Origin of the sequence: Citrobacter sp. wls716, assembly GCF_005280975.1 — a bacterium.
GTDB lineage: Bacteria > Pseudomonadota > Gammaproteobacteria > Enterobacterales > Enterobacteriaceae > Citrobacter > Citrobacter youngae.
In genome coordinates this window covers 1-20,077 of sequence record NZ_SZWX01000020.1, presented here as the reverse complement: position 1 = coordinate 20,077, position 20,077 = coordinate 1, and the positions used below count along the sequence as shown (strand labels likewise).

Genomic DNA, 20,077 nt, shown 5'->3' with positions numbered 1-20,077 from the left:
CAGGTGGCCAAATTTACTGTGCCACTACAATTGAACGTAGACAGGATACGACGCGACAGCATCGCCATCTGGCATAGTATTACCGTATTCCTCCCGTCGCCCGCAGCAGCAAATCACCCTGCACCTGTGCAGAAAACTGTGTTACACCACGCGTATCAAGCATCATCTGACACCAGGCCTGCGCCACTGGCGGAGAGGCATAACGCAACATCTGCGCCCCGCAGCCGAGCAGGAACAATTGCTGCGTAATCTCCCGTCCCAACTCCTCGCTGGGTTTACGTAAATGCTGCTGCAGCTTGCGCACCATTCGATCGTAATGCCGATCTTGTCCCTTTACCTCCGCAAAGGCTTCGCTGAGCATATCGTAGATGCCGGGTTGTTTTGTAAGTACCCGCAATACATCAAGGCACATAATGTTGCCGGAGCCTTCCCAGATACTGTTTACCGGCATCTCACGGTACAGGCGCGGTAGCTCGCTCTCCTCGCAGTAGCCAATCCCGCCCAGTACTTCCATCGCCTCGGCAACGAACGGCATGCCATTTTTGCAGATGGCAAATTTCGCTGCGGGTGTGAATAATCTGGCCCACAGCGCTTCTTTCGTATCGGTACGACGATCCCAGGCTCGCGCCAGCCGAAACAGTAGCGCGGTCTGCCCTTCCAGTTGCAACGCCATTCGGCTTAGTACCTGACGCATCATCGGTTGTTCGATCAAAGGTTTACCAAATACCTGCCGCTGATGCGCATGGTAAATCGCCACGGAAAAAGCACGTCGCATCATGCCGTGGCTGCCGAGCGCGCAGTCAAAACGCGTCATCCCGCCCATTTTCAGGATATGGCGGATACCTTCCCCTTCTTCACCCAATAGCCAGCCGATCGCATCGTGGAATTCAACCTCGCAGCTGGCGTTGGAGCGGTTGCCTAACTTATCTTTCAGTCGTTCAAGGCAAATCGCATTCCGGCTCCCATCGGGTAAAAATCGCGGTACAAAAAAACAGGATAAACCGCCCTTTGCCTGGGCCAGCACCAAATGGGCATCGCTTTGCGGTACGGAGAAAAACCACTTATGTCCCACCAGCCGATACGCGCCGTCTGCAAGACGTTCTGCCTGAGTGGTATTGCTCAGCACATCTGAGCCACCCTGCTTCTCCGTCATCCCCATACCGATCAGCAACCCACGCTTTTGCCCTCCGGGCAGTAAATGCGAGTCATAACGGTCGCTTAGCAGCGGCGTCAACCAGTCGTGAAATTGTGCAGGTAACATTTGGAGCAACAGCGGCGTGGCGGCAAACGTCATGGTCACCGGACACAAGGTGCCCGCTTCCACCTGCGCATGCAGCATGAAACGGGCAGCCCGGGCAACAAACGAGCCCTGCCTGGCCTCCTCTTCCCAGGCCAGGTTATGTACGCGGTTGGCGCACAATCCCTGCATCAGCAAATGCCAGGCGGGATGAAACCGCACATCATCCAGCCGCTGCCCCTGCGGGTCGTAGCGCAACAGTTCGGGTGGATAAGCGTTAGCTAACCGACCCAATTCGAGCGATTCTGCAGTCCCTAACTGCTGACCAATACTGGCGAGGAGATCGCTGTCCCAAGCTGCGCCTTCGCGATTGACCGCTTCGCACAGTGCGCCATCTGACAGGTATAAGTTGCTGTTATTGAGCGGTACAGGTTGGTTAAAAACGGTATGCGTTTGCCAGTGCATTGTGTCTCCCTCCGTCAATGGCCGTCGCCTTAAGTATGGCCAGTCAGAGAAGAGAGTGCCTGGGATTAAGGTCACAAAAAAGCCATCCCGAAGGATGGCTTAAGAGAAGGAGGAATCAATTACCCGCGTTGACGAACAGCTTCAAACAGGCAAATTCCCGTCGCAACAGAGACGTTAAGCGATGAAACGCTCCCGGCCATTGGGATGCTGATCAGTTCATCACAGTGTTCACGGGTCAGACGGCGCATACCTTCGCCCTCTGCACCCATTACCAGCGCCAGACGTCCGGTCATTTTGCTCTGATACAACGTATGGTCAGCTTCGCCTGCGGTACCAACGATCCAGATGTTCTCTTCCTGCAACATACGCATGGTGCGCGCCAGGTTGGTCACGCGGATCAGCGGTACGCTTTCTGCCGCGCCACAGGCGACTTTTTTCGCCGTCGCATTCAGCTGCGCAGAACGATCCTTCGGTACGATAACCGCATGCACGCCGGCAGCATCGGCGCTACGCAAACATGCGCCCAGGTTATGCGGGTCGGTGACGCCATCGAGGATCAAAAAGAACGGCTGATCGAGTGTAGCAATCAGATCCGGCAGATCGTTTTCCTGGTACTGACGACCCGGTTTCACGCGAGCAATAATTCCCTGATGTACCGCACCCTCGCTTTTCTCATCCAGGAACTGGCGGTTAGCCAACTGGATGACAACACCCTGTGCTTCCAGTGCGTGGATCAGCGGCAGCAGGCGTTTATCTTCACGACCTTTGAGAATAAAGACGTCCTGGAAGCGCTCCGGCGCACGTTCCAGCAAAGCCTGCACCGCATGGATGCCGTAAATCATTTCACTCATGAATGTACTCGTTAATAGTTTATGCGTAACGCGGGCAACGCGGGGTTGCCCGACTTACTGTTTGTGGCGGTTATTGTGCGACGCTCTTTTTCGCCGCACGTTTAGCTTTGGTGGCGGCAGCGATTTTAAGCGTTTTTGCCGATGGCTTTTTCGCTTTTTTATCGCCTTTCTTCTCAGCCGCTTTCTTATCCGCCTGAGGTTTGGCTCTGCCTTTCTTCTCGCCGCGGAAAGCGCTGTCCGGCTCGAAATTCACCTTTTTGCCCATCTGACGACGTTTACCGGTATTTTTACCCGCATCGCCTTTTTTCGCTTTTTCGCGCGCGGTTTTACCTTCATTGCGCGGCGCACGTTCGCTGGAGATCAAACTGAAGTCGATTTTACGCTCGTCCATATTGACAGCTTCCACACGGACTTCCACCCGATCGCCCAAGCGATACATTTGACCGCTGGATTCCCCCGTCAGGCGCTGCCCAACCTGGTCGAAACGATAGTAGTCGTTATCCAGGGAGGAGACATGCACCAGACCATCGATAAACAGCTCATCAAGGCGGACAAAGAAGCCAAAACCCGTCACGCTGGCAATCACGCCTTTGAAGACATTCCCCACCTGATCCAGCATGAAGTCGCACTTCAGCCAGTCAGAGACATCGCGTGTGGCTTCGTCAGCACGGCGCTCGGCCATCGAACAATGCTGACCCAGTTGCAGCATCTCTTCCATCGAATAATGGTAGCCACCCGTTTCCGTGGTGTTGCCTTTATGGCCCTGCTCCTGCGCCAGCAGATACTTAATCGCCCGGTGCAAGGAGAGATCCGGGTAACGACGGATCGGTGAAGTAAAGTGTGCATAAGATTGCAGCGCCAGGCCGAAGTGACCACGGTTTTCCGGATCGTAAATCGCCTGCTTCATCGAACGCAGCAGCATGGTTTGCAGCATTTCTGCGTCAGGTCGGTCAGCAATCGACTCCAGCAGTTCCGCGTAATCACGTGGCTCCGGTTTGTTGCCGCCAGGCAGCTCCAGACCCAGCTCCGCCAGCACGGAACGGAACGAGTTAATCGCTTCGGTCGTCGGCTTATCGTGAATACGGAACAGCGCGGGCTCTTTGGCTTTCTCAACGAATCGCGCCGCTGAGATGTTCGCCATGATCATGCACTCTTCAATCAGCTTGTGCGCGTCGTTACGCTGCGTCTGCTCAATACGCTCAATACGGCGTTCAGCATTGAAGATAAACTTCGCCTCTTCACTTTCAAACGAGATACCACCACGCTCTTCACGGGCTTTATCCAGCACTTTGTAGAGGTTGTGCAGCTCTTCAATGTGTTTAACCAACGGCGCGTACTGCTCACGCAGTTCCTGGTCGCCCTGCAGCATGTGCCAGACCTTGGTGTAAGTCAGACGAGCATGGGAACTCATGACCGCTTCGTAGAATTTAAAGCCGGTTAAACGGCCTTTCGACGAAATGGTCATTTCGCAGACCATACACAACCTGTCCACCTGCGGGTTGAGCGAACACAATCCGTTAGACAGCACTTCCGGCAGCATCGGAACAACCTGCGACGGGAAGTAAACGGATGTGCCACGGCTGCGGGCTTCCTGGTCCAGCGGAGTCGGCGGGCGAACGTAATAACTGACGTCAGCAATCGCCACCCATAAACGCCAGCCGCCGCCACGTTTCTTCTCGCAATAGACGGCATCATCGAAATCACGCGCATCTTCGCCATCGATAGTCACCAGCGGCAGGTCGCGCAGATCGACACGTCCTATTTTCGCCTCTTCCGGCACTTCTTCTTTCAGTCCGGCGACCTGTTTCTCAACAGCCTGCGGCCAGATATAGGGAATTTCATGAGTTCGCAGAGCCATATCAACGGCCATGCTGGTGCCCATATTATCGCCCAGCACTTCAACAATTTTACCCACCGCTTTGGTACGGCGAGTCGGGCGCTGGGTGAGTTCAACCACCACCACAAAGCCCATACGAGCCCCCATCACCTCTTCCGGCGGGATCAGGATATCGAAGCTCAGGCGGCTGTCGTCAGGGACAACAAACCCAACGCCAGCGTCGGTGAAGTAGCGACCAACAATCTGGCTGGTTTTTGGCACCAGGACGCGCACAATACGCGCTTCGCGACGACCTTTACGGTCCGCGCCCAGCGGCTGTGCCAGTACCTGATCGCCATGAATGCAGGTTTTCATCTGCTCGCTGGACAGGTACAGGTCATCTTTGCGGCCTTCAACGCGCAGAAAGCCGTAGCCATCACGGTGGCCAATAACGGTGCCTTTCAGCAGGTCAAGACGTTCTGGCAGCGCATAGCACTGACGGCGGGTGAAGACCAGTTGCCCGTCACGCTCCATGGCGCGCAGGCGGCGACGCAGCGCTTCTTGCTGCTCTTCACCTTCAATGTTGAGTTCAGCGGCCAGCTCATCGCGGTTGGCCGGTTTTTCACGTTTAGTTAAATGTTCGAGGATAAATTCCCGGCTCGGGATAGGATTCGCGTATTTTTCTGCTTCGCGTTCCTGGAAAGGATCTTGTGACATCGAGGTTCCTCCATTGTCAGCTCTGATGGAATTCCTTCGTCTTTCACGACGCCTCTTTGTTGGCTGCCTTTGCTCCCCCTCAGTCACTTACTTTTGTAAGCTCCCGGGAGTCGCTCAGTTGCCGCCGCGATGCGACGCGAAATACTTTGGACTTCATTACTCCACCAGCAATAATTTATAAAGCGGTTGATTTTCTTCAACCAAATCAGCAAGTGTGTAGTTGTCCAGTTCCGTGAGAAAACTTTGCACTGCCTTAGAAAGCGCCTGTTTGAGTCGACAGGCTGGGGTAATGTGGCAAAACTCGCTGCTACAATTGACCAACGATAGCGGTTCCAGCTCGCGAACCACATCACCAATACCAATAGCTTTAGCCGGTTTGCCCAGGCGGATACCGCCATTTTTTCCACGGATAGCAGTAACAAAGCCCGCCCGGCTAAGTTGATTGATTATTTTGACCATATGATTACGGGACACGCCGTAGACTTCTGTCACCTCAGAAATACTGGTCATACGTCCTTCGGGAAGTGACGCCATGTAGATTAGCGCACGTAATCCGTAATCGGTGAAACTTGTTAACTGCACATCAACCTCAGGAAAAGGGATAAAACGGATAAACCTGGTGGTATTAATTATATTGATGATAAACCAGCCACCAGCCAGGTCGCTAATTTATTTCAGTTCAGGAAGGAAAAAAGCGAGGAACTTACGTGATTTTAAGCCGAATGCTGCTGCAAAGCACTCCATCCGGCCTAAGATAGTGCAAGCGCAGCGCCATTCGACGCCACGCTATAACCAGAATTATGCGTCGAACGGGTCGCGCAGGATCATGGTTTCAGTACGGTCTGGGCCAGTTGAGATAATATCAATCGGCACACCGGTCAGTTCTTCAATACGCTTGATGTAGTTCAGTGCTGCCTGCGGCAGACCGCTACGGTCCTTCACGCCGAAGGTAGATTCAGACCAGCCCGGCATGGTTTCGTAAATCGGCTCAATACCTTTCCAGTCGTCAGCTGCCAGCGGAGTCGTCGTGACTTCACGACCATCCGGCATACGGTAAGCGACACAGATTTTCACCTCTTTCAAACCGTCCAGTACGTCCAGTTTGGTCAGGCAGAAGCCAGACAGGGAGTTAATCTGTACTGCGCGACGCACAGCAACGGAGTCCAGCCAACCGGTGCGACGACGACGACCGGTGGTCGCGCCATACTCGTTACCTTGTTTGCACAGGAACTCGCCAACGTCATCAAACAGCTCAGTCGGGAACGGACCCGCACCGACACGTGTAGAGTAAGCTTTGATGATACCCAGAACGTAGTCCACATAACGCGGACCCAGGCCGGAGCCGGTTGCCACGCCACCTGCGGTGGTGTTGGAAGACGTTACGTACGGATAGGTACCGTGGTCAATATCCAGCAGCGTACCCTGCGCACCTTCGAACATGACGAAATCGCCACGCTTACGCGCCTGGTCCAGCAGATCGGAAACATCAACAACCATAGATGTCAGGATGTCGGCAATTGCCATCACGTCATCCAGCACTTTCTGGTAGTCAACTGCTTCAACTTTATAGAAATTCACCAGCTGGAAGTTGTGATATTCCATCACTTCTTTCAGTTTTTCAGCGAAAGTTGCTTTATCAAACAGATCGCCAACGCGCAGACCGCGACGAGCCACTTTATCTTCATAAGCCGGGCCGATACCACGACCGGTGGTGCCGATCGCTTTCTCACCGCGCGCTTTCTCACGAGCGTTATCCAACGCAACATGATAATCAAGGATCAGCGGACACGCTTCAGACAGCAGCAGGCGCTCACGAACCGGGATACCACGATCTTCCAGCCCTTTCATCTCTTTCATCAGCGCAGACGGAGACAGTACAACACCGTTACCGATGATGCTGGTTACATTCTCGCGAAGAATACCTGATGGAATAAGATGGAGGACGGTTTTTTCACCGTTGATTACGAGAGTATGGCCTGCGTTGTGACCGCCCTGGTAGCGCACAACATATTTAGCCCGTTCAGTCAGAAGATCGACGATCTTCCCTTTACCTTCGTCACCCCATTGGGTGCCCAGTACGACGACGTTGTTACCCATTTTTCAAAATCACCGTTTGCTTAAAAATGGATTCTACCACCGCTTTTTCAGATATACAGCACTTTTTGCATGCGAAAATCCGCAAAATAGGCTACTTATTGATCAGCCAATCGTTTTCCTCAACATGTAGTAGACCACAACGCCCGCAACCACAAGACCTCCGCCAAAACGACGCAAAGTATTTTCGGGAAGTTGCACCATTGCGGAGATCATTTTCTTCCACGCGCTGGGATAAAGCATCGGGCCCAGCCCTTCCAGCACCAAAACCAGTGCGAGCGCCAGCAAAATTGTTGAATTCATCCATCGTCCTTATATAAAAAGAAAACCACCGCATCCCTGGGGATGCCGGTGGTTTTGCTGGTCTAAAACCGCTGGAGCTATTTTAGCGTGTTGCGCTATTCGGCGTCTTCATGTAACGGAAGAAATCGCTGTCCGGGCTCATGACCATCACATCCTGGTTTCCTTCGAAACTCTTCTCGTAAGCGCGCAGGCTACGGATGAAGGCATAGAAGTCAGGATCCTGGCTGAACGCATCGGCAAACAATTTAGCGGCTTCTGCATCACCTTCACCGCGCATGATGCGGCCCTGGCGCTCAGATTCTGCCAGCGTTTTAGTGACTTCATAGTCCGCTGTTGCACGCAGTTTTTCCGCTTCTTCCTGACCTTGTGAACGATGGCGACGCGCTACCGCTTCACGCTCAGCGCGCATACGGTTGTAAATAGCCTCGGACACTTCAGCTGGCAGGTTGATTTGCTTGATACGCACATCGACCACTTCGATACCCAGTGCCGCCATACTGTTCGGGTTGATGACCGGAACTTTACCGTTCGTTTCTGCCTGCACACGTTCAGCCGCTTCGGCTATCGCGCTATCCGCCGCCGGCGTCGCGACTTCATCTTCCGTGCCAGCAGAACCGGAGTTCAGCGCGTCACGGACTTCCAGGGTCAGACGACCGCGAGAATCGGTAACGATGTCTTTCACGTCCAGACGACCAATTTCAGAACGCAGACGGTCAGAGAACTTACGTTTCAACAGCACTTCCGCCTGAGAAACATCGCCACCGCCCGTTGCCAGATAGTAACGGCTAAAGTCACTGATGCGCCACTTGATGTAGGAGTCAACGATCAGGTCTTTCTTCTCTTTGGTGACAAAGCGATCGGCCTGGTTGTCCATGGTCTGAATACGCGCATCCAGCATCTTCACAGATTCAATAAACGGAATCTTGAAGTGCAGGCCTGGTGCAACGACCAGCGGCTTGTTGTCATCGTCACGCAGAACTTTACCAAAGCGCAGTGTAATACCGCGCTCGCCTTCTTTGACCACAAAGACAGACATGAACAGAACTACCAGAACGATGATGATAATCGCAATAACTGACTTACGCATCGTTATTCCCCCTGACGCTGGTAGTCGTTACGCTGCGCGTTCGCGCGGCGTTGGTCCATAATATCGCCCTGACTGGTGGACGAGGTGTTGCTTGCCCCAGTGCTGGAAGACGTTGCTGGCGGCAGACGCAACAGGTTTGAACTGCTGTCGCTCTTCGCTGCTGGCGCATTACCACCTTTCAGCATCTGATCCAACGGCAGAACCATCAGATTGCTGCCCTTATCGTTAACCAGTACTTTACGGGTATGGCTCAGCACTTTTTCCATGGTTTCGATATACAGACGCTCGCGAGTAATCTGCGGTGCGGCTTTATATTCCGGCAGAATTTTTGCGAAACGAGCCACTTCACCCTGTGCTTCCAGGATGGTCTGAGTCTTATACGCACGCGCTTCTTCCAGGATACGCTGAGCCTGACCGTTTGCACGCGGCTGAACTTCGTTGGTGTACGCTTCTGCTTCACGGATGTACTGCTGCTCGTTTTCACGTGCTGCGATAGCATCGTCAAACGCGGCTTTTACTTCTTCCGGCGGACGTGCTGCCTGGAAGTTGACGTCCAGCAAGGTGATACCCATGTTGTACGGACGGATCGTTTCTTCCAGTTCACGCTGGGTATCGCTACGGATAACGGTACGCCCTTCAGTCAGGATACGATCCATGGTGTATTTACCGATGACCCCACGCAGGGCGCTGTCGGTTGCCTGACGCAGACTGTCATCCGCGCTGGTTACGCTAAACAGGTAACGCTGCGGATCGGTCACACGGTACTGCACGTTCATTTCAACGCGCACGACGTTTTCGTCTGATGTCAGCATCACGCCGGATGCGGCGAGTTCACGCACAGCTTCCACGTTGACCGGGGTCACTTCGTCGATAAAGGTCGGTTTCCAGTTCAGACCCGGCTCAACCAGATGGCTGAATTTACCGAAGCGTGTCACCACGCCACGTTCCGCTTCTTTAATGGTGTAGAAACCGCTGGCCGCCCAGATAATGACGATAGCTGCCGCTGCAATAGTAAAGACTCGGCCGCCCAGTTGCGGACGCGGGCCTTGTGATGAACTACCACCACCAGAACCCGTACCTTTACCGCCACCCAAACCACCGAGTTTTTTACTCAGTTTGCGGAAGATATCATCCAGATCGGGAGGTCCCTGATCGCGACCACCTTTGTTTCCATTTCCCTCTGGGTTGCCGCCAGGTTTGCTGCTTCCCCAGGGGTCGCGGTCTTGTCCGTTATTACCGGGCTGATTCCACGCCATGTTTGTGCTCCATATTTGTTATGCGATGCTATACCTGCGTTTTTTGCGCTGCAGATGCGTTGGCTACATCTTTCAACCCCAGTCACATAGTTGACTATGCACCTGGAGATTTCAGGACTTGCCGCCTTTCTGCCGCATAAAATCCACGAGGAATAGAGGCGAAAAAATCTTCAGGCCATATCCGTCAGGTCAGACAACATAGTCTTCCAGTGCCGGTTCTTGTTTACAGAGGCGACGCCAGTCTACGATCGGCATACGAACCTGCAGACCTACGCTGCCGTCCTCCTCCATCCACTCTTTCTCTATTGCCTGAAGTTGGTAAAACCGGCTTCTCAGTCGCCCTTCCTGCGGCGGCAAACGCAACGTATGTTGCGCAACCTCACCGGAAAGTCGCTCTGTCAAAGCCTGAAAAAGCTGTGGTATACCTATTCCCGTTTGCGCTGAAACCCAAACGCGAATCGGTTTATTCTCTTCATCTCTGTCGATACGCGGTTCAAAATCATCCAGCATATCGATTTTATTCATCACCAACAGAGTCGGGATCTCATGCGCATCGATCTCTTCGAGCACCGTGTCGACGGCCTCGATGTTTTCCTGCACACGAAAATCTGCTGCATCAATGACGTGCAACAGCAAGGTCGCCTGACGAGTCTCCTGCAAAGTGGCCTTAAACGCCGCCACCAGGTCGTGCGGTAAATGACGGATAAACCCTACGGTATCCGCCAGCACGGTTTCACCGACATCCGCTACGTCTATTCGACGCAGCGTCGGATCCAGGGTCGCAAACAGCTGGTCCGCTGCGTAGACCCGGGCTTCGGTTATCTGGTTGAACAGGGTGGATTTTCCGGCGTTGGTATATCCCACCAGTGATACGGTTGGGACATCCGCTTTCTTGCGCGACTGCCGCCCCTGCTCACGTTGCTTTTCAACTTTTTCCAGGCGCGACTGTATTTGCAAAATGCGATTACGCAGCAAACGACGGTCGGTTTCGAGCTGGGTTTCACCCGGACCACGCAAACCAATCCCGCCCTTTTGCCTTTCAAGGTGAGTCCAGCCACGGACCAGGCGTGTAGCCATATGGCGCAACTGCGCCAGCTCAACCTGCAACTTACCCTCATGGGTGCGCGCACGCTGGGCAAAAATATCTAAAATAAGACCAGTCCTGTCGATAACAAGACACTGGCACAACTGTTCCAGGTTACGTTCCTGGGCAGGGCTTAGAGCATGATCAAAAATCACCACCGCAGCGCCAGTCGCTTTTACGGCTTCGGCAATTTCGATTGCCTTACCTTCACCAACAAAATACTTCGGGTGCGGTGCTTTACGGCTCCCGGTAATCACCTGCATTGCTTCGACACCGGCGGAAGAAACCAGAGATTCAAACTCCTGGAGGTCTTCCATATCTTTGTCTTGCGAAAAATAGATGTGTACCAGTACCGCCTGCTCACCGGCATCATAACGGTCAAACAAGCGTCAACCCCTTAATATATATCAACGGGGAACGCAGGATCGCTGGCTCCCCGTGTGTAAAACAGCTAACAACCTTATTCGGTTTCTTCGCTGTCCTGTTGCGCAGATGAACCTTGCGCGTTGCTACCGTGATGGTAGTTGCTGCCAGTGCCGCCGGTGGCATTATTGCTGTGATGAGAAACCGGGCGAGACGGGACAACAGTAGAAATCGCGTGCTTATAAACCATCTGGCTGACCGTGTTTTTCAACAGGATCACGAACTGATCAAAAGACTCGATTTGACCTTGCAGCTTAATACCATTCACCAAATAAATAGAAACTGGAACACGTTCCCGACGCAGTGCGTTCAGGAACGGATCTTGTAAAGATTGCCCCTTAGCCATTCTCTCTTTTCCTTATATGCTTATTTGTACTTTGAACCTTTCGATTCTGAAAAATTGCGCACGATACGTTTCAATTGTACACATTCAGTTCGCGATAGCACCAACAACCTGTAATACTTCGTTTCGCGCCTGGTCAGGCTTTTCACTGTCAAGCCAGTGCACCCCTTCCCAACCACGCAACCAGGTTACCTGTCGCTTCGCCAACTGCCTCGTGGCGCAAACACCTCTATAAACCATTTCATCGTATGAAATTTCGCCTTCAATGTATGACCACATCTGGCGATACCCGACACAACGAATGGAAGGCAAATCCGTATGCAAATCTCCACGGGCAAAAAGCGCCCGGACTTCTGCTTCAAAACCTGAAGCTAACATCTGATGAAAACGCTGCTCAATTCGCTGATGGAGCAGTTCACGGCTCGCCGGGGCGATTGCAAACTGGTGCACCTCATACGGCAAAGCATCTCCTGACGTTTGCGTCAGCTCCGTTAAAGTTTTACCCGAAATGAAAAAAACTTCCAGTGCCCGGGAAAGTCTTTGCGGATCATTTGGATGAATACGCGCCGCAGCCACCGGATCGATGTCCTGAAGCTGTCGGTGTAACGCGTCCCAACCCTGCTCTGCCGCCTGCTGCTCAATTCTGGCCCTGACTTCCGGGTCCGCCGACGGTAACGGCGACAGCCCTTCAAGCAAGGCTTTGAAATATAACATTGTGCCGCCCACCAGCAACGGGATACGCCCCGCGGCGGTGATGTCGGCCATCTCAGCTAACGCATCGCGACGAAAATCCGCAGCAGAATACGCTTGCGCCGGATCGCGAATATCCAGCAATCGGTGTGGTGCGGCCTTCAATTCATCAGCATCAGGCTTCGCGGTGCCGATATCCATCCCCTTGTAAATAAGGGCGGAATCAACGCTTATCAACTCTACGGGCAAAACTTTACGCAATTCAATTGCTAATGCTGTTTTACCGGAGGCCGTTGGCCCCATCAAAAAAATCGCCTTTGGCAGGCTAGCCTTACAGGTATCACTCATGTTTCAGGGCGTTCATTACCGAATGTAAATCAACAGGTTGTAACAGACCACCCGGCGGTGCCTTCACGAGTTGTGGGCATAGCCGCTCAACATCCGCCAACAGCGTAATCGCCTGGGCCATACTCCACTGCGGATGCTCGCTCATCAGGTTACGTGCAATCCACTGCGCAATGTTGCCCGCTTCGAATACGGTTTGCTGCGCCAGGTAGCCTATCAGTTCAGGAATCAAGATTTGTAAATTTTGTTGGCGTAAGGGTAAAGGCACCGCCCGGATGGTCACATGCTGCGCATCCAGCTGAAATTCAATCCCCAAATCGGCCAGTTGGCTCTGCCCTTTTTGCAACGCTGCTTTTTCGTCAGCGGTGACTTTTAGACGTAACGGGATCAGCAATGGCTGAGCGCAAACAGGGGCCTGGCCGGGCGTAAGCTGCGCCTGCCGCAACCACCGTTCCGCAACAGGTAACGCCAGCAGCCGAATCTGGCTATCGCTTTCCAGTAATGCACAGTCGGTCCCTACGATAGTCAGCACCCTTCCAAACCCTTGACTGTTACCGGTAAGAGGTGCTGCCGGCGCTTCAGTGACCGGTGGTTTGTGCATTGGAGCCGGTGTCTGCAGCAGGCGCTGATAAATTTCGCCCTGCTGCTTTTGATATCCAGGCTGGGCATGCGGCCAGGTCGCTGCCTGACGGCCTGCGCCACTACTGCCGCTTCCAGCGCCAGTGGAAGCAGAGTAACGCGGTGTCGCTGGTTCGCGCGCGGGAGTCGGTTCGGCAAAATGGTTACGTCCGGCGGCGACACGGTTTTCCGGGATGTGCCTTGGGGCAGGCTCATTGTCGTCAGCCAACGGCAGCGATGTTTCAAGCTGCTGTTGCAGGACGCTCAACACGCCCTGGTAAATAAAATCGTGCACCAGGCGGGATTGATGAAAACGGACCTCATGTTTGGCAGGATGTACGTTAACATCCACCTGATGCGGGTCGATTTCCAGATACAGCACAAAAGCGGGTTGTTGATCGGCTCCCAGCTTATCTTCACAGGCCTGGCGGATAGCATGGTTGATCAGCCGGTCGCGCATCATCCGGCCATTCACATAGCAGTACTGGATTTCCGCCAGCGCTGCCGTTATGTGGTTCGGATCGGCCACCCAGCCGCGCAGGGTTAAATCGCCATGCTGCCATTCAATCGCCAGCGCATGTTCCAGAAACGGCGTGCCGCAAATCGCGCCCAGTCGACGCTCTTTTTGTCCATCCGCCGCTACGGCACGATACTGGCGCACCATTTTGCCGTTGTGTGACAAATTAATTGTCACATCGAAACGCGCCAACGCAATGCGGCGAATAATTTCGTCGATGTGGTTAAATTCGGTTTTCTCGGTGCGCATAAACTTGCGTCGGGCTGGCGTGTTGTAAAACAGATCCAGCACTTCCAGCGTAGTACCCACCGGATGCGCGGCAGGTTTAACCGTCACATCCATGTCGCGCCCTTCAGCATAGGCTTGCCAGGCCTCAGGCTGCTCTTGTGTCCGCGACGTCAGGGTTAAACGAGACACGGAGCTGATACTGGCCAGCGCTTCGCCGCGAAATCCGAGGCTCACGATGGCCTCGAGATCGTCAAGCGAGGCAATTTTACTGGTGGCATGACGCGCCAGCGCCAACGCCAGCTCGTCTTTTTTAATCCCGCAGCCGTTGTCACGAATACGGATAAGCTTCGCACCACCGCGCTCTATATCAATATCAATGCGCGTCGCACCAGCATCAATGCTGTTTTCCACCAGCTCTTTCACCACTGACGCAGGCCGTTCTACCACCTCGCCTGCGGCAATCTGGTTCGCCAGCTGTGGCGGTAGAACCTGAATCGGCATGGCTAATCCTTAATTTGTTAACGTGTTACCAGGCGATACCGCACTGGCGGTTTGCGCCTGTGCGCCCTGCGGCCCGGTTTGCATCGGGTGCGCCTGGAAATAGTTACGCAATCCTTTGTAAATCGCCTCGGCCAGCTGCTGCTGATAATCATCACTCGCCAACAGACGCTCTTCGCTGTTGTTACTGATAAAGCCGGTCTCAACCAGCACTGACGGGATATCCGGCGAACGTAATACCCCCAGACTGGCGTGTTCAGGACGACGCTTATGCATCGAGCCAATACGTTCTAACTGGCCGATCATGCTGGTCGCCACATCATACCCGACACGTTGCGAATGGCCGAACTGCAGGTCCAGCACGGCCTGGCTGAGATAAGGATCGGACTGGCTGTTTGCCAGCACATCGCCCGCGCCGCCCAACAGCTCTGATTGCTTCTCGTGCTGTTCCAGCCAGCCGGCCATCTCACTGTTCGCCCGACGGTTTGACAGAACCCAGACGGAAGCGCCGGTGGCATCCCGGTTTGGCGCGGCATCCGCATGAATAGAGACCAGGAAATTGGCGTTTTGTTTACGCGCAACATCAGAACGGCCCATCACCGAGATAAAGTAATCGCCATCACGGGTGAGTACCCCTTTAAACATCGGGTCATCATTGAGCAAGCTGCGCAGTTTGCGCGCCACGGCAATCGTGACGTTTTTCTCACGCGTGCCGCCAGGGCCAATCGCCCCCGGATCCTGCCCGCCGTGTCCGGCATCAATGGCAATAACCACTTTATCGCCGTTACCGGTGCTGGCGCGCGCCGCAGGTCGTGTGGAGGTATTACTGTTAGTAACGATCGTCGTGCGATCATTTTCCGCTTTAAACGGGTTACGCGCAGGCTCGGCAGGACGAGGGGCGACAACCGGCGCTTCAACACGCTTCGCCACCACTGGCGGTGGTGGTGGCGGCGGCGCATCCGCTTTGATGGTAAACACAACGGTATAATTGCCACCGTTCTGACGTTTAACGGCTTCGGCTTTGCCGTTCTCGGTTAAATCCACCACCAGGCGCAGAGACTGCGCATCTTTTGGCGTGCCGGAACGGATAGATTTCACCAGATTATTGCCGCTAAACAGCAGCGGTAATCCCTGAATGACACCGGTTTGTTTAATATCCAACGAGACGGTGCGTTTCCCGTCCTGAGTCACGGCGTATTCAGGATCGCCAATAAAGCTCAGCGTAATCCGCGCCTGTTGATCGCCATTGGAAACCTGAAGATCGGAGAGGCTGGCGGCCCCTGCCTGCGCGCACAGCAGGACCAGGGTTGCCATCAGCCAGTTTCTGATGCGATAAATCATCCCGCCACCCTTAAGGTTAATCGGCTAAACGCGCCAGCAATAATTCACCCGATGAGGAGACAGCACTTACGCGCGCCTCACGACCTTGCGCCTGATATTCAATGTGTATTTCGACGTCCGGGTCTGGTAGTACACCTTTACCTTGTTGCGGCCATTCCACCAGGCAGATGGCATCATTGGCAAAATAATCGCGGATCCCCATAAATTCCAGCTCCTCCGGGTCCGCAAGTCGGTACAGATCGAAGTGATATACCATCAAATTATCGAGCGCATAGGGTTCAACCAGCGTGTAGGTGGGGCTTTTTACATTACCTTTGTGGCCTAACGCCTGCAGGAATCCCCGGCTGAAAGTGGTTTTACCCGCCCCCAGGTCGCCGTACAAATAAATTACCGTCGCGCCGTCACAGGCTTTAGCTACCCGCAGTCCCAGGCCTAAAGTCGCCTGTTCATCAGGTAGTGGAATTACTCGATTCATCATGATAAACGTCAATCACATCAGGGTTAACAATACGCTGTAGCGTGGTAAAGAGATCTGTCGCCAGCATGCCACGCGTACCAAAACGCGCCGCCAGCACATCCGCTGCCGCACCATGCGCAACACATCCCGCACAGGCTGCATCATACGGGGTAAGCTTCTGTCCGAGCAATGCGCCAATAATACCGGAAAGCACATCACCCATTCCGCCGCTGGCCATCCCGGCATTGCCGGTATCAATAATACCCAGCTCAGCCTGTTCAGCAGCAACAACCGTACCCGCGCCTTTCAGCACAACCACGCCTCCGTACCGTTTTACCAGACGTTGCGCACAAAGTAAGCGATCGTCTTCAATTTCTGCAATGGAACAGCCCAGCAGCCGCGCGGCTTCACCAGGATGCGGCGTGATCACGCGATTGTGACGTTTATCGGGATTGATTGCCAGCAGGTTCAGCGCATCCGCATCCCAGAGCATCGGTTTGCGAAAATTCTCTACTTTTTGCAGCGCTTTTTTGCCCCACTCCTGCTGACCAAGCCCAGGGCCTATCACCACCACATCCGCCCACGCCAGGCTCTCTTCCAGCGTCTGCGGCGTCAGCGCATCGACCATCAGTTCTGGTCTGGCAGTCAGAACAGGCGCAATGTTTTCACTGCGCGTCAGCACTTTGACCAGCCCGGCTCCTGCGCGCAGCGCCGCTTCACCGGCCATGCGTATTGCGCCTGCCGTGCCGTGGTCGCCGCCGATAATCACCAGCCGACCGTGGGACCCTTTGTGTGAGGTGGGACGACGCGGCGTTAGCCAGTGTGCAAGCTGTTGAGCATCAAAACGTTGCAATGGCGCGTTCTGCCCCGCCAGCCAGTCGTCCAGCCCGAGTGCGTTAACATGCAGACGTCCGGTGACATCGCGTGCTTTACCGGTGAGCAGACCAGGCTTGAGCGCAATAAAGGTAACGGTGTGCGCAGCGTTGATGACAGCCCCCGGCGTCGCCCCTGTCTGCGCCAGTAGGCCGGATGGAATGTCGATTGCGATTGTAGGGGCTGGGTGGCTATTGGCACGTTCGATCAACGCCGGGAGAGGTTCACGCGGCGCGTTTTTTAAGCCAGTACCTGACAGCGCATCAATAATGACGTCCACGCTGTCTGGCCAGTTAATATCCGCAGCATGAATCACGCCACCGGCGTTAAGCCAGGCGTCGTGCGCCTGCCGCGCTTCCTCGGGGAGCGGTTTATCACTCTCGAGCGCCAGCAACGTAACGTCAAGCCCCTGCGCTTTGGCAAGCCTTGCCACCACGTAACCATCACCGCCGTTGTTGCCATGACCGCAGAGCACCAGCCAGTGTTGGGCATTCGGATAGGCCTCGCGGGTGACCTGAAACGCCGCCTCTCCCGCCCGTTGCATCAGCTCATACAACGTCAGCCCTAAACTGTCTGCCGCCTCTCGCTCCATCCGCCTGATGTCATCGGCGTGCCAGATGGAATGTGGTATACTTGCGGGGTTTTTCTTCATTGTATGGTCCGTCATGTCAGAGCCCCTCGATCTCAATCAGTTAGCGCAAAATATTAAGCAGTGGGGACTGGAGCTTGGCTTTCAGCAGGTCGGTATTGCCGATACCGACCTCAGCGAAGCGGAGCCCAAACTGCAGGCCTGGCTGGATAAACAATACCACGGCGAGATGGACTGGATGGCCCGTCACGGCATGATGCGCGCCCGACCTCACGAATTATTACCCGGTACGCTACGCGTCATCAGCGTCCGTATGAACTATCTGCCTGCTAATGCCGCCTTTGCCAGCACGTTGAAAAACCCCTCACTCGGTTACGTCAGCCGTTACGCGCTTGGGCGCGACTACCATAAGCTACTGCGTAACCGCTTAAAAAAGCTGGGGGAGAGGATTCAACAGCACTGCGTTTCGCTGAATTTTAGACCTTTTGTCGATTCCGCGCCCATTCTTGAGCGTCCTTTGGCGGAAAAAGCCGGACTTGGCTGGACAGGTAAGCACTCACTTATTCTCAATCGCGAGGCGGGTTCATTTTTCTTCCTCGGGGAATTACTGATCGACGTGCCTCTGCCGGTCGATAAGCCAGTCGAAGAAGGATGCGGGAAGTGCGCTGCCTGTATGACCATCTGTCCCACCGGGGCCATCGTGGAACCCTACACGGTAGATGCGCGCCGCTGTATCTCGTATCTCACTATCGAACTGGAAGGTGCTATCCCGGAAGAATTTCGTCCTCTGTTGGGGAATCGAATTTACGGCTGCGATGATTGTCAGCTCATTTGCCCATGGAACCGCTATTCGCAGTTGACGACAGAGGATGACTTCTCCCCCCGCAAGCAACTTCATGCTCCGGAGTTGATAGAGCTGTTTAGCTGGAGCGAAGCGTGGTTTTTAAAAGTCACGGAAGGTTCTGCCATTCGCCGTATTGGCCACCTGCGCTGGCTGCGAAATATCGCCGTTGCGTTGGGTAATGCCCCATGGGATGACGCGGTTATTCACGCTCTGGAAAGTCGCAGAGGTGAGCACCCACTTCTCGACGAACACATAGACTGGGCGGTTGCTCAGCAAATTGAGAAGCGAAATGCCTGCGTAGTTGAGGTGCAGTTACCGAAGAAACAACGTTTGGTCAGGGTCATTGAAAAGGGTCTGCCGCGCGACGCGTAAGTCATCCACAGCTTGTGTATAAAAATAAAAACACATTGATATTCAAGAGGGAAAAAATCGTCAAGTGATCGCATTAACAATTTGAAATGATAATTAGTTCAATAATTTCAAATAGTTAAAATGATACTATTCACCCAGCGAAGTTTTTTGTATTCCAGGAATAATACCCGAGCCTGTGGATAAGTCTGTTTACAAGAGTATGTCAATGACGAAACAAAACGTCCCCAACGCGATTATTCGCTGTGGATATTTTTATTGGGGTGAGAATTTGGAGCGGGAAACGAGACTCGAACTCGCGACCCCGACCTTGGCAAGGTCGTGCTCTACCAACTGAGCTATTCCCGCATAATCTTCGTCTTTCGAACCGCTACTGCGTTGGCTGCCTTCATTCACCTGAGTCACTTACTTCAGTAAGCTCCTAAGGACTCATTCAGTTGCCGCCTTGTCGCAATTCGAAATCCTGCGATTGGTGGTCTGTGCTTATAAGCACTTTCAAATTTTGGAGCGGGAAACGAGACTCGAACTCGCGACCCCGACCTTGGCAAGGTCGTGCTCTACCAACTGAGCTATTCCCGCTTGGGTGTGTCTTTGCTTTACAAGCATTTTCAAATTTTGGAGCGGGAAACGAGACTCGAACTCGCGACCCCGACCTTGGCAAGGTCGTGCTCTACCAACTGAGCTATTCCCGCTTGGGTGTGTCTTTGCTTTACAAGCATTTTCAAATTTTGGAGCGGGAAACGAGACTCGAACTCGCGACCCCGACCTTGGCAAGGTCGTGCTCTACCAACTGAGCTATTCCCGCAAATCTGTACTGCTTTTGTTGCTGCCGTAACGCGTAATTCTCTGTCGTTACGGGAGGCGCATTATACGAGAAATCCGTTTAGCTGCAACCCCCCGAAAAGCGATTTTCTCATTTTTCTGTTTAAGTGCTGAATTTATCGGCAAGTCGTCTAATTTAGCGACAATTCTGCCTCAGTGCAAGCTCACAGGAACGATATTCGTAAGCCGGGTAAGGCGTAGCCGCCACCC

General features: G+C 53.9%; 16 protein-coding genes and 4 tRNA genes. 1 reads left to right on the top strand and 19 read right to left on the bottom strand.

Annotated elements, in window-relative coordinates; genetic code table 11:
- Window positions 1–79: 79 nt before the first annotated feature.
- The 15 genes from FDX24_RS02645 to nnr all read right to left on the bottom strand — a co-directional run bounded on the left by FDX24_RS02645 (window position 80) and on the right by nnr (window position 17,910).
- The gene (locus tag FDX24_RS02645) at window positions 80–1,702 is read right to left on the bottom strand and encodes an isovaleryl-CoA dehydrogenase (RefSeq protein WP_121585377.1); all 1,623 of its coding nucleotides are present in this window, start codon (window positions 1,700–1,702) and stop codon (window positions 80–82) included.
- Window positions 1,703–1,821: 119 nt separating this feature from the next.
- Window positions 1,822–2,553 (bottom strand): 23S rRNA (guanosine(2251)-2'-O)-methyltransferase RlmB, encoded by a 732-nt coding sequence (gene rlmB / locus FDX24_RS02640; protein WP_003830482.1) that lies wholly within the window; start codon window positions 2,551–2,553, stop codon window positions 1,822–1,824.
- A gap of 70 nt (window positions 2,554–2,623) precedes the next feature.
- Window positions 2,624–5,086, bottom strand: a complete 2,463-nt coding sequence (gene rnr / locus FDX24_RS02635) for a ribonuclease R (protein ID WP_048212890.1) — start codon at window positions 5,084–5,086, stop codon at window positions 2,624–2,626.
- A gap of 156 nt (window positions 5,087–5,242) precedes the next feature.
- The gene (gene nsrR, locus FDX24_RS02630; protein ID WP_005134424.1) at window positions 5,243–5,668 is read right to left on the bottom strand and encodes a nitric oxide-sensing transcriptional repressor NsrR; all 426 of its coding nucleotides are present in this window, start codon (window positions 5,666–5,668) and stop codon (window positions 5,243–5,245) included.
- 216 nt (window positions 5,669–5,884) lie between these two features.
- Complete coding sequence (gene purA, locus FDX24_RS02625) at window positions 5,885–7,183, bottom strand: adenylosuccinate synthase (RefSeq protein WP_048212891.1); 1,299 nt, start codon at window positions 7,181–7,183, stop codon at window positions 5,885–5,887.
- A 102-nt stretch (window positions 7,184–7,285) separates the two neighbouring features.
- Window positions 7,286–7,483, bottom strand: a complete 198-nt coding sequence (locus tag FDX24_RS02620) for a DUF2065 family protein (RefSeq protein ID WP_137363784.1) — start codon at window positions 7,481–7,483, stop codon at window positions 7,286–7,288.
- Window positions 7,484–7,565: 82 nt separating this feature from the next.
- A complete protein-coding gene (hflC, locus tag FDX24_RS02615; protein WP_005122169.1) occupies window positions 7,566–8,570 on the bottom strand; it encodes a protease modulator HflC in 1,005 nt (334 codons plus the stop codon).
- Window positions 8,571–8,572: 2 nt separating this feature from the next.
- Window positions 8,573–9,826 (bottom strand): FtsH protease activity modulator HflK, encoded by a 1,254-nt coding sequence (hflK, locus tag FDX24_RS02610; protein ID WP_101742906.1) that lies wholly within the window; start codon window positions 9,824–9,826, stop codon window positions 8,573–8,575.
- A 189-nt stretch (window positions 9,827–10,015) separates the two neighbouring features.
- Entirely contained in the window at window positions 10,016–11,296 is a 1,281-nt protein-coding gene (gene hflX, locus FDX24_RS02605) for a ribosome rescue GTPase HflX (RefSeq protein WP_003025589.1), read from the bottom strand.
- Between the two features lie 74 nt (window positions 11,297–11,370).
- Entirely contained in the window at window positions 11,371–11,679 is a 309-nt protein-coding gene (gene hfq / locus FDX24_RS02600; protein WP_003025584.1) for an RNA chaperone Hfq, read from the bottom strand.
- Window positions 11,680–11,763: 84 nt separating this feature from the next.
- Window positions 11,764–12,714, bottom strand: coding sequence for a tRNA (adenosine(37)-N6)-dimethylallyltransferase MiaA (gene miaA, locus FDX24_RS02595; RefSeq protein WP_137363783.1), 951 nt, complete (start codon window positions 12,712–12,714; stop codon window positions 11,764–11,766).
- Window positions 12,707–14,575 (bottom strand): DNA mismatch repair endonuclease MutL, encoded by a 1,869-nt coding sequence (gene mutL, locus FDX24_RS02590; RefSeq protein ID WP_137363782.1) that lies wholly within the window; start codon window positions 14,573–14,575, stop codon window positions 12,707–12,709. Before mutL ends, miaA begins: the two co-directional genes overlap by 8 nt.
- Before the next feature lie 9 nt (window positions 14,576–14,584).
- Window positions 14,585–15,913, bottom strand: a complete 1,329-nt coding sequence (gene amiB, locus FDX24_RS02585; protein ID WP_121585373.1) for an N-acetylmuramoyl-L-alanine amidase AmiB — start codon at window positions 15,911–15,913, stop codon at window positions 14,585–14,587.
- Window positions 15,914–15,929: 16 nt separating this feature from the next.
- Window positions 15,930–16,391, bottom strand: coding sequence for a tRNA (adenosine(37)-N6)-threonylcarbamoyltransferase complex ATPase subunit type 1 TsaE (tsaE, locus tag FDX24_RS02580; protein WP_137363781.1), 462 nt, complete (start codon window positions 16,389–16,391; stop codon window positions 15,930–15,932).
- Window positions 16,363–17,910, bottom strand: coding sequence for a bifunctional ADP-dependent NAD(P)H-hydrate dehydratase/NAD(P)H-hydrate epimerase (gene nnr, locus FDX24_RS02575; protein ID WP_137363780.1), 1,548 nt, complete (start codon window positions 17,908–17,910; stop codon window positions 16,363–16,365). Before nnr ends, tsaE begins: the two co-directional genes overlap by 29 nt.
- Between nnr and queG the strand changes: the two genes are divergently transcribed.
- On the top strand, window positions 17,909–19,048 hold the full coding sequence (gene queG / locus FDX24_RS02570) for a tRNA epoxyqueuosine(34) reductase QueG (RefSeq protein WP_137363779.1): 1,140 nt from the start codon (window positions 17,909–17,911) through the stop codon (window positions 19,046–19,048). The two genes, nnr and queG, sit on opposite strands and share 2 nt — an antisense overlap.
- A 269-nt stretch (window positions 19,049–19,317) precedes the next feature.
- Here queG and FDX24_RS02565 read toward each other — a convergent pair.
- The 4 genes from FDX24_RS02565 to FDX24_RS02550 all read right to left on the bottom strand — a co-directional run bounded on the left by FDX24_RS02565 (window position 19,318) and on the right by FDX24_RS02550 (window position 19,850).
- A tRNA-Gly gene (locus FDX24_RS02565) sits at window positions 19,318–19,393 on the bottom strand.
- A 155-nt stretch (window positions 19,394–19,548) separates the two neighbouring features.
- Window positions 19,549–19,624 (bottom strand) — tRNA-Gly (locus FDX24_RS02560).
- 37 nt (window positions 19,625–19,661) lie between these two features.
- A tRNA-Gly gene (locus FDX24_RS02555) sits at window positions 19,662–19,737 on the bottom strand.
- A 37-nt stretch (window positions 19,738–19,774) separates the two neighbouring features.
- A tRNA-Gly gene (locus FDX24_RS02550) sits at window positions 19,775–19,850 on the bottom strand.
- Window positions 19,851–20,077: the final 227 nt, after the last annotated feature.

Excerpts from the sequence above, each read along its gene's own strand:
- nnr (WP_137363780.1), bottom strand. The coding sequence starts at position 17,910 with ATGACGGACCATACAATGAAGAAAAACCCCGCAAGTATACCACATTCC.
- queG (WP_137363779.1), top strand. The coding sequence starts at position 17,909 with ATGTCAGAGCCCCTCGATCTCAATCAGTTAGCGCAAAATATTAAGCAG.
- rnr (WP_048212890.1), bottom strand. The coding sequence starts at position 5,086 with ATGTCACAAGATCCTTTCCAGGAACGCGAAGCAGAAAAATACGCGAAT.
- hflC (WP_005122169.1), bottom strand. The coding sequence starts at position 8,570 with ATGCGTAAGTCAGTTATTGCGATTATCATCATCGTTCTGGTAGTTCTG.
- mutL (WP_137363782.1), bottom strand. The coding sequence starts at position 14,575 with ATGCCGATTCAGGTTCTACCGCCACAGCTGGCGAACCAGATTGCCGCA.
- amiB (WP_121585373.1), bottom strand. The coding sequence starts at position 15,913 with ATGATTTATCGCATCAGAAACTGGCTGATGGCAACCCTGGTCCTGCTG.
- tsaE (WP_137363781.1), bottom strand. The coding sequence starts at position 16,391 with ATGATGAATCGAGTAATTCCACTACCTGATGAACAGGCGACTTTAGGC.
- rlmB (WP_003830482.1), bottom strand. The coding sequence starts at position 2,553 with ATGAGTGAAATGATTTACGGCATCCATGCGGTGCAGGCTTTGCTGGAA.
- miaA (WP_137363783.1), bottom strand. The coding sequence starts at position 12,714 with ATGAGTGATACCTGTAAGGCTAGCCTGCCAAAGGCGATTTTTTTGATG.
- FDX24_RS02645 (WP_121585377.1), bottom strand. The coding sequence starts at position 1,702 with ATGCACTGGCAAACGCATACCGTTTTTAACCAACCTGTACCGCTCAAT.
- FDX24_RS02620 (WP_137363784.1), bottom strand. The coding sequence starts at position 7,483 with ATGAATTCAACAATTTTGCTGGCGCTCGCACTGGTTTTGGTGCTGGAA.
- hfq (WP_003025584.1), bottom strand. The coding sequence starts at position 11,679 with ATGGCTAAGGGGCAATCTTTACAAGATCCGTTCCTGAACGCACTGCGT.
- hflK (WP_101742906.1), bottom strand. The coding sequence starts at position 9,826 with ATGGCGTGGAATCAGCCCGGTAATAACGGACAAGACCGCGACCCCTGG.
- purA (WP_048212891.1), bottom strand. The coding sequence starts at position 7,183 with ATGGGTAACAACGTCGTCGTACTGGGCACCCAATGGGGTGACGAAGGT.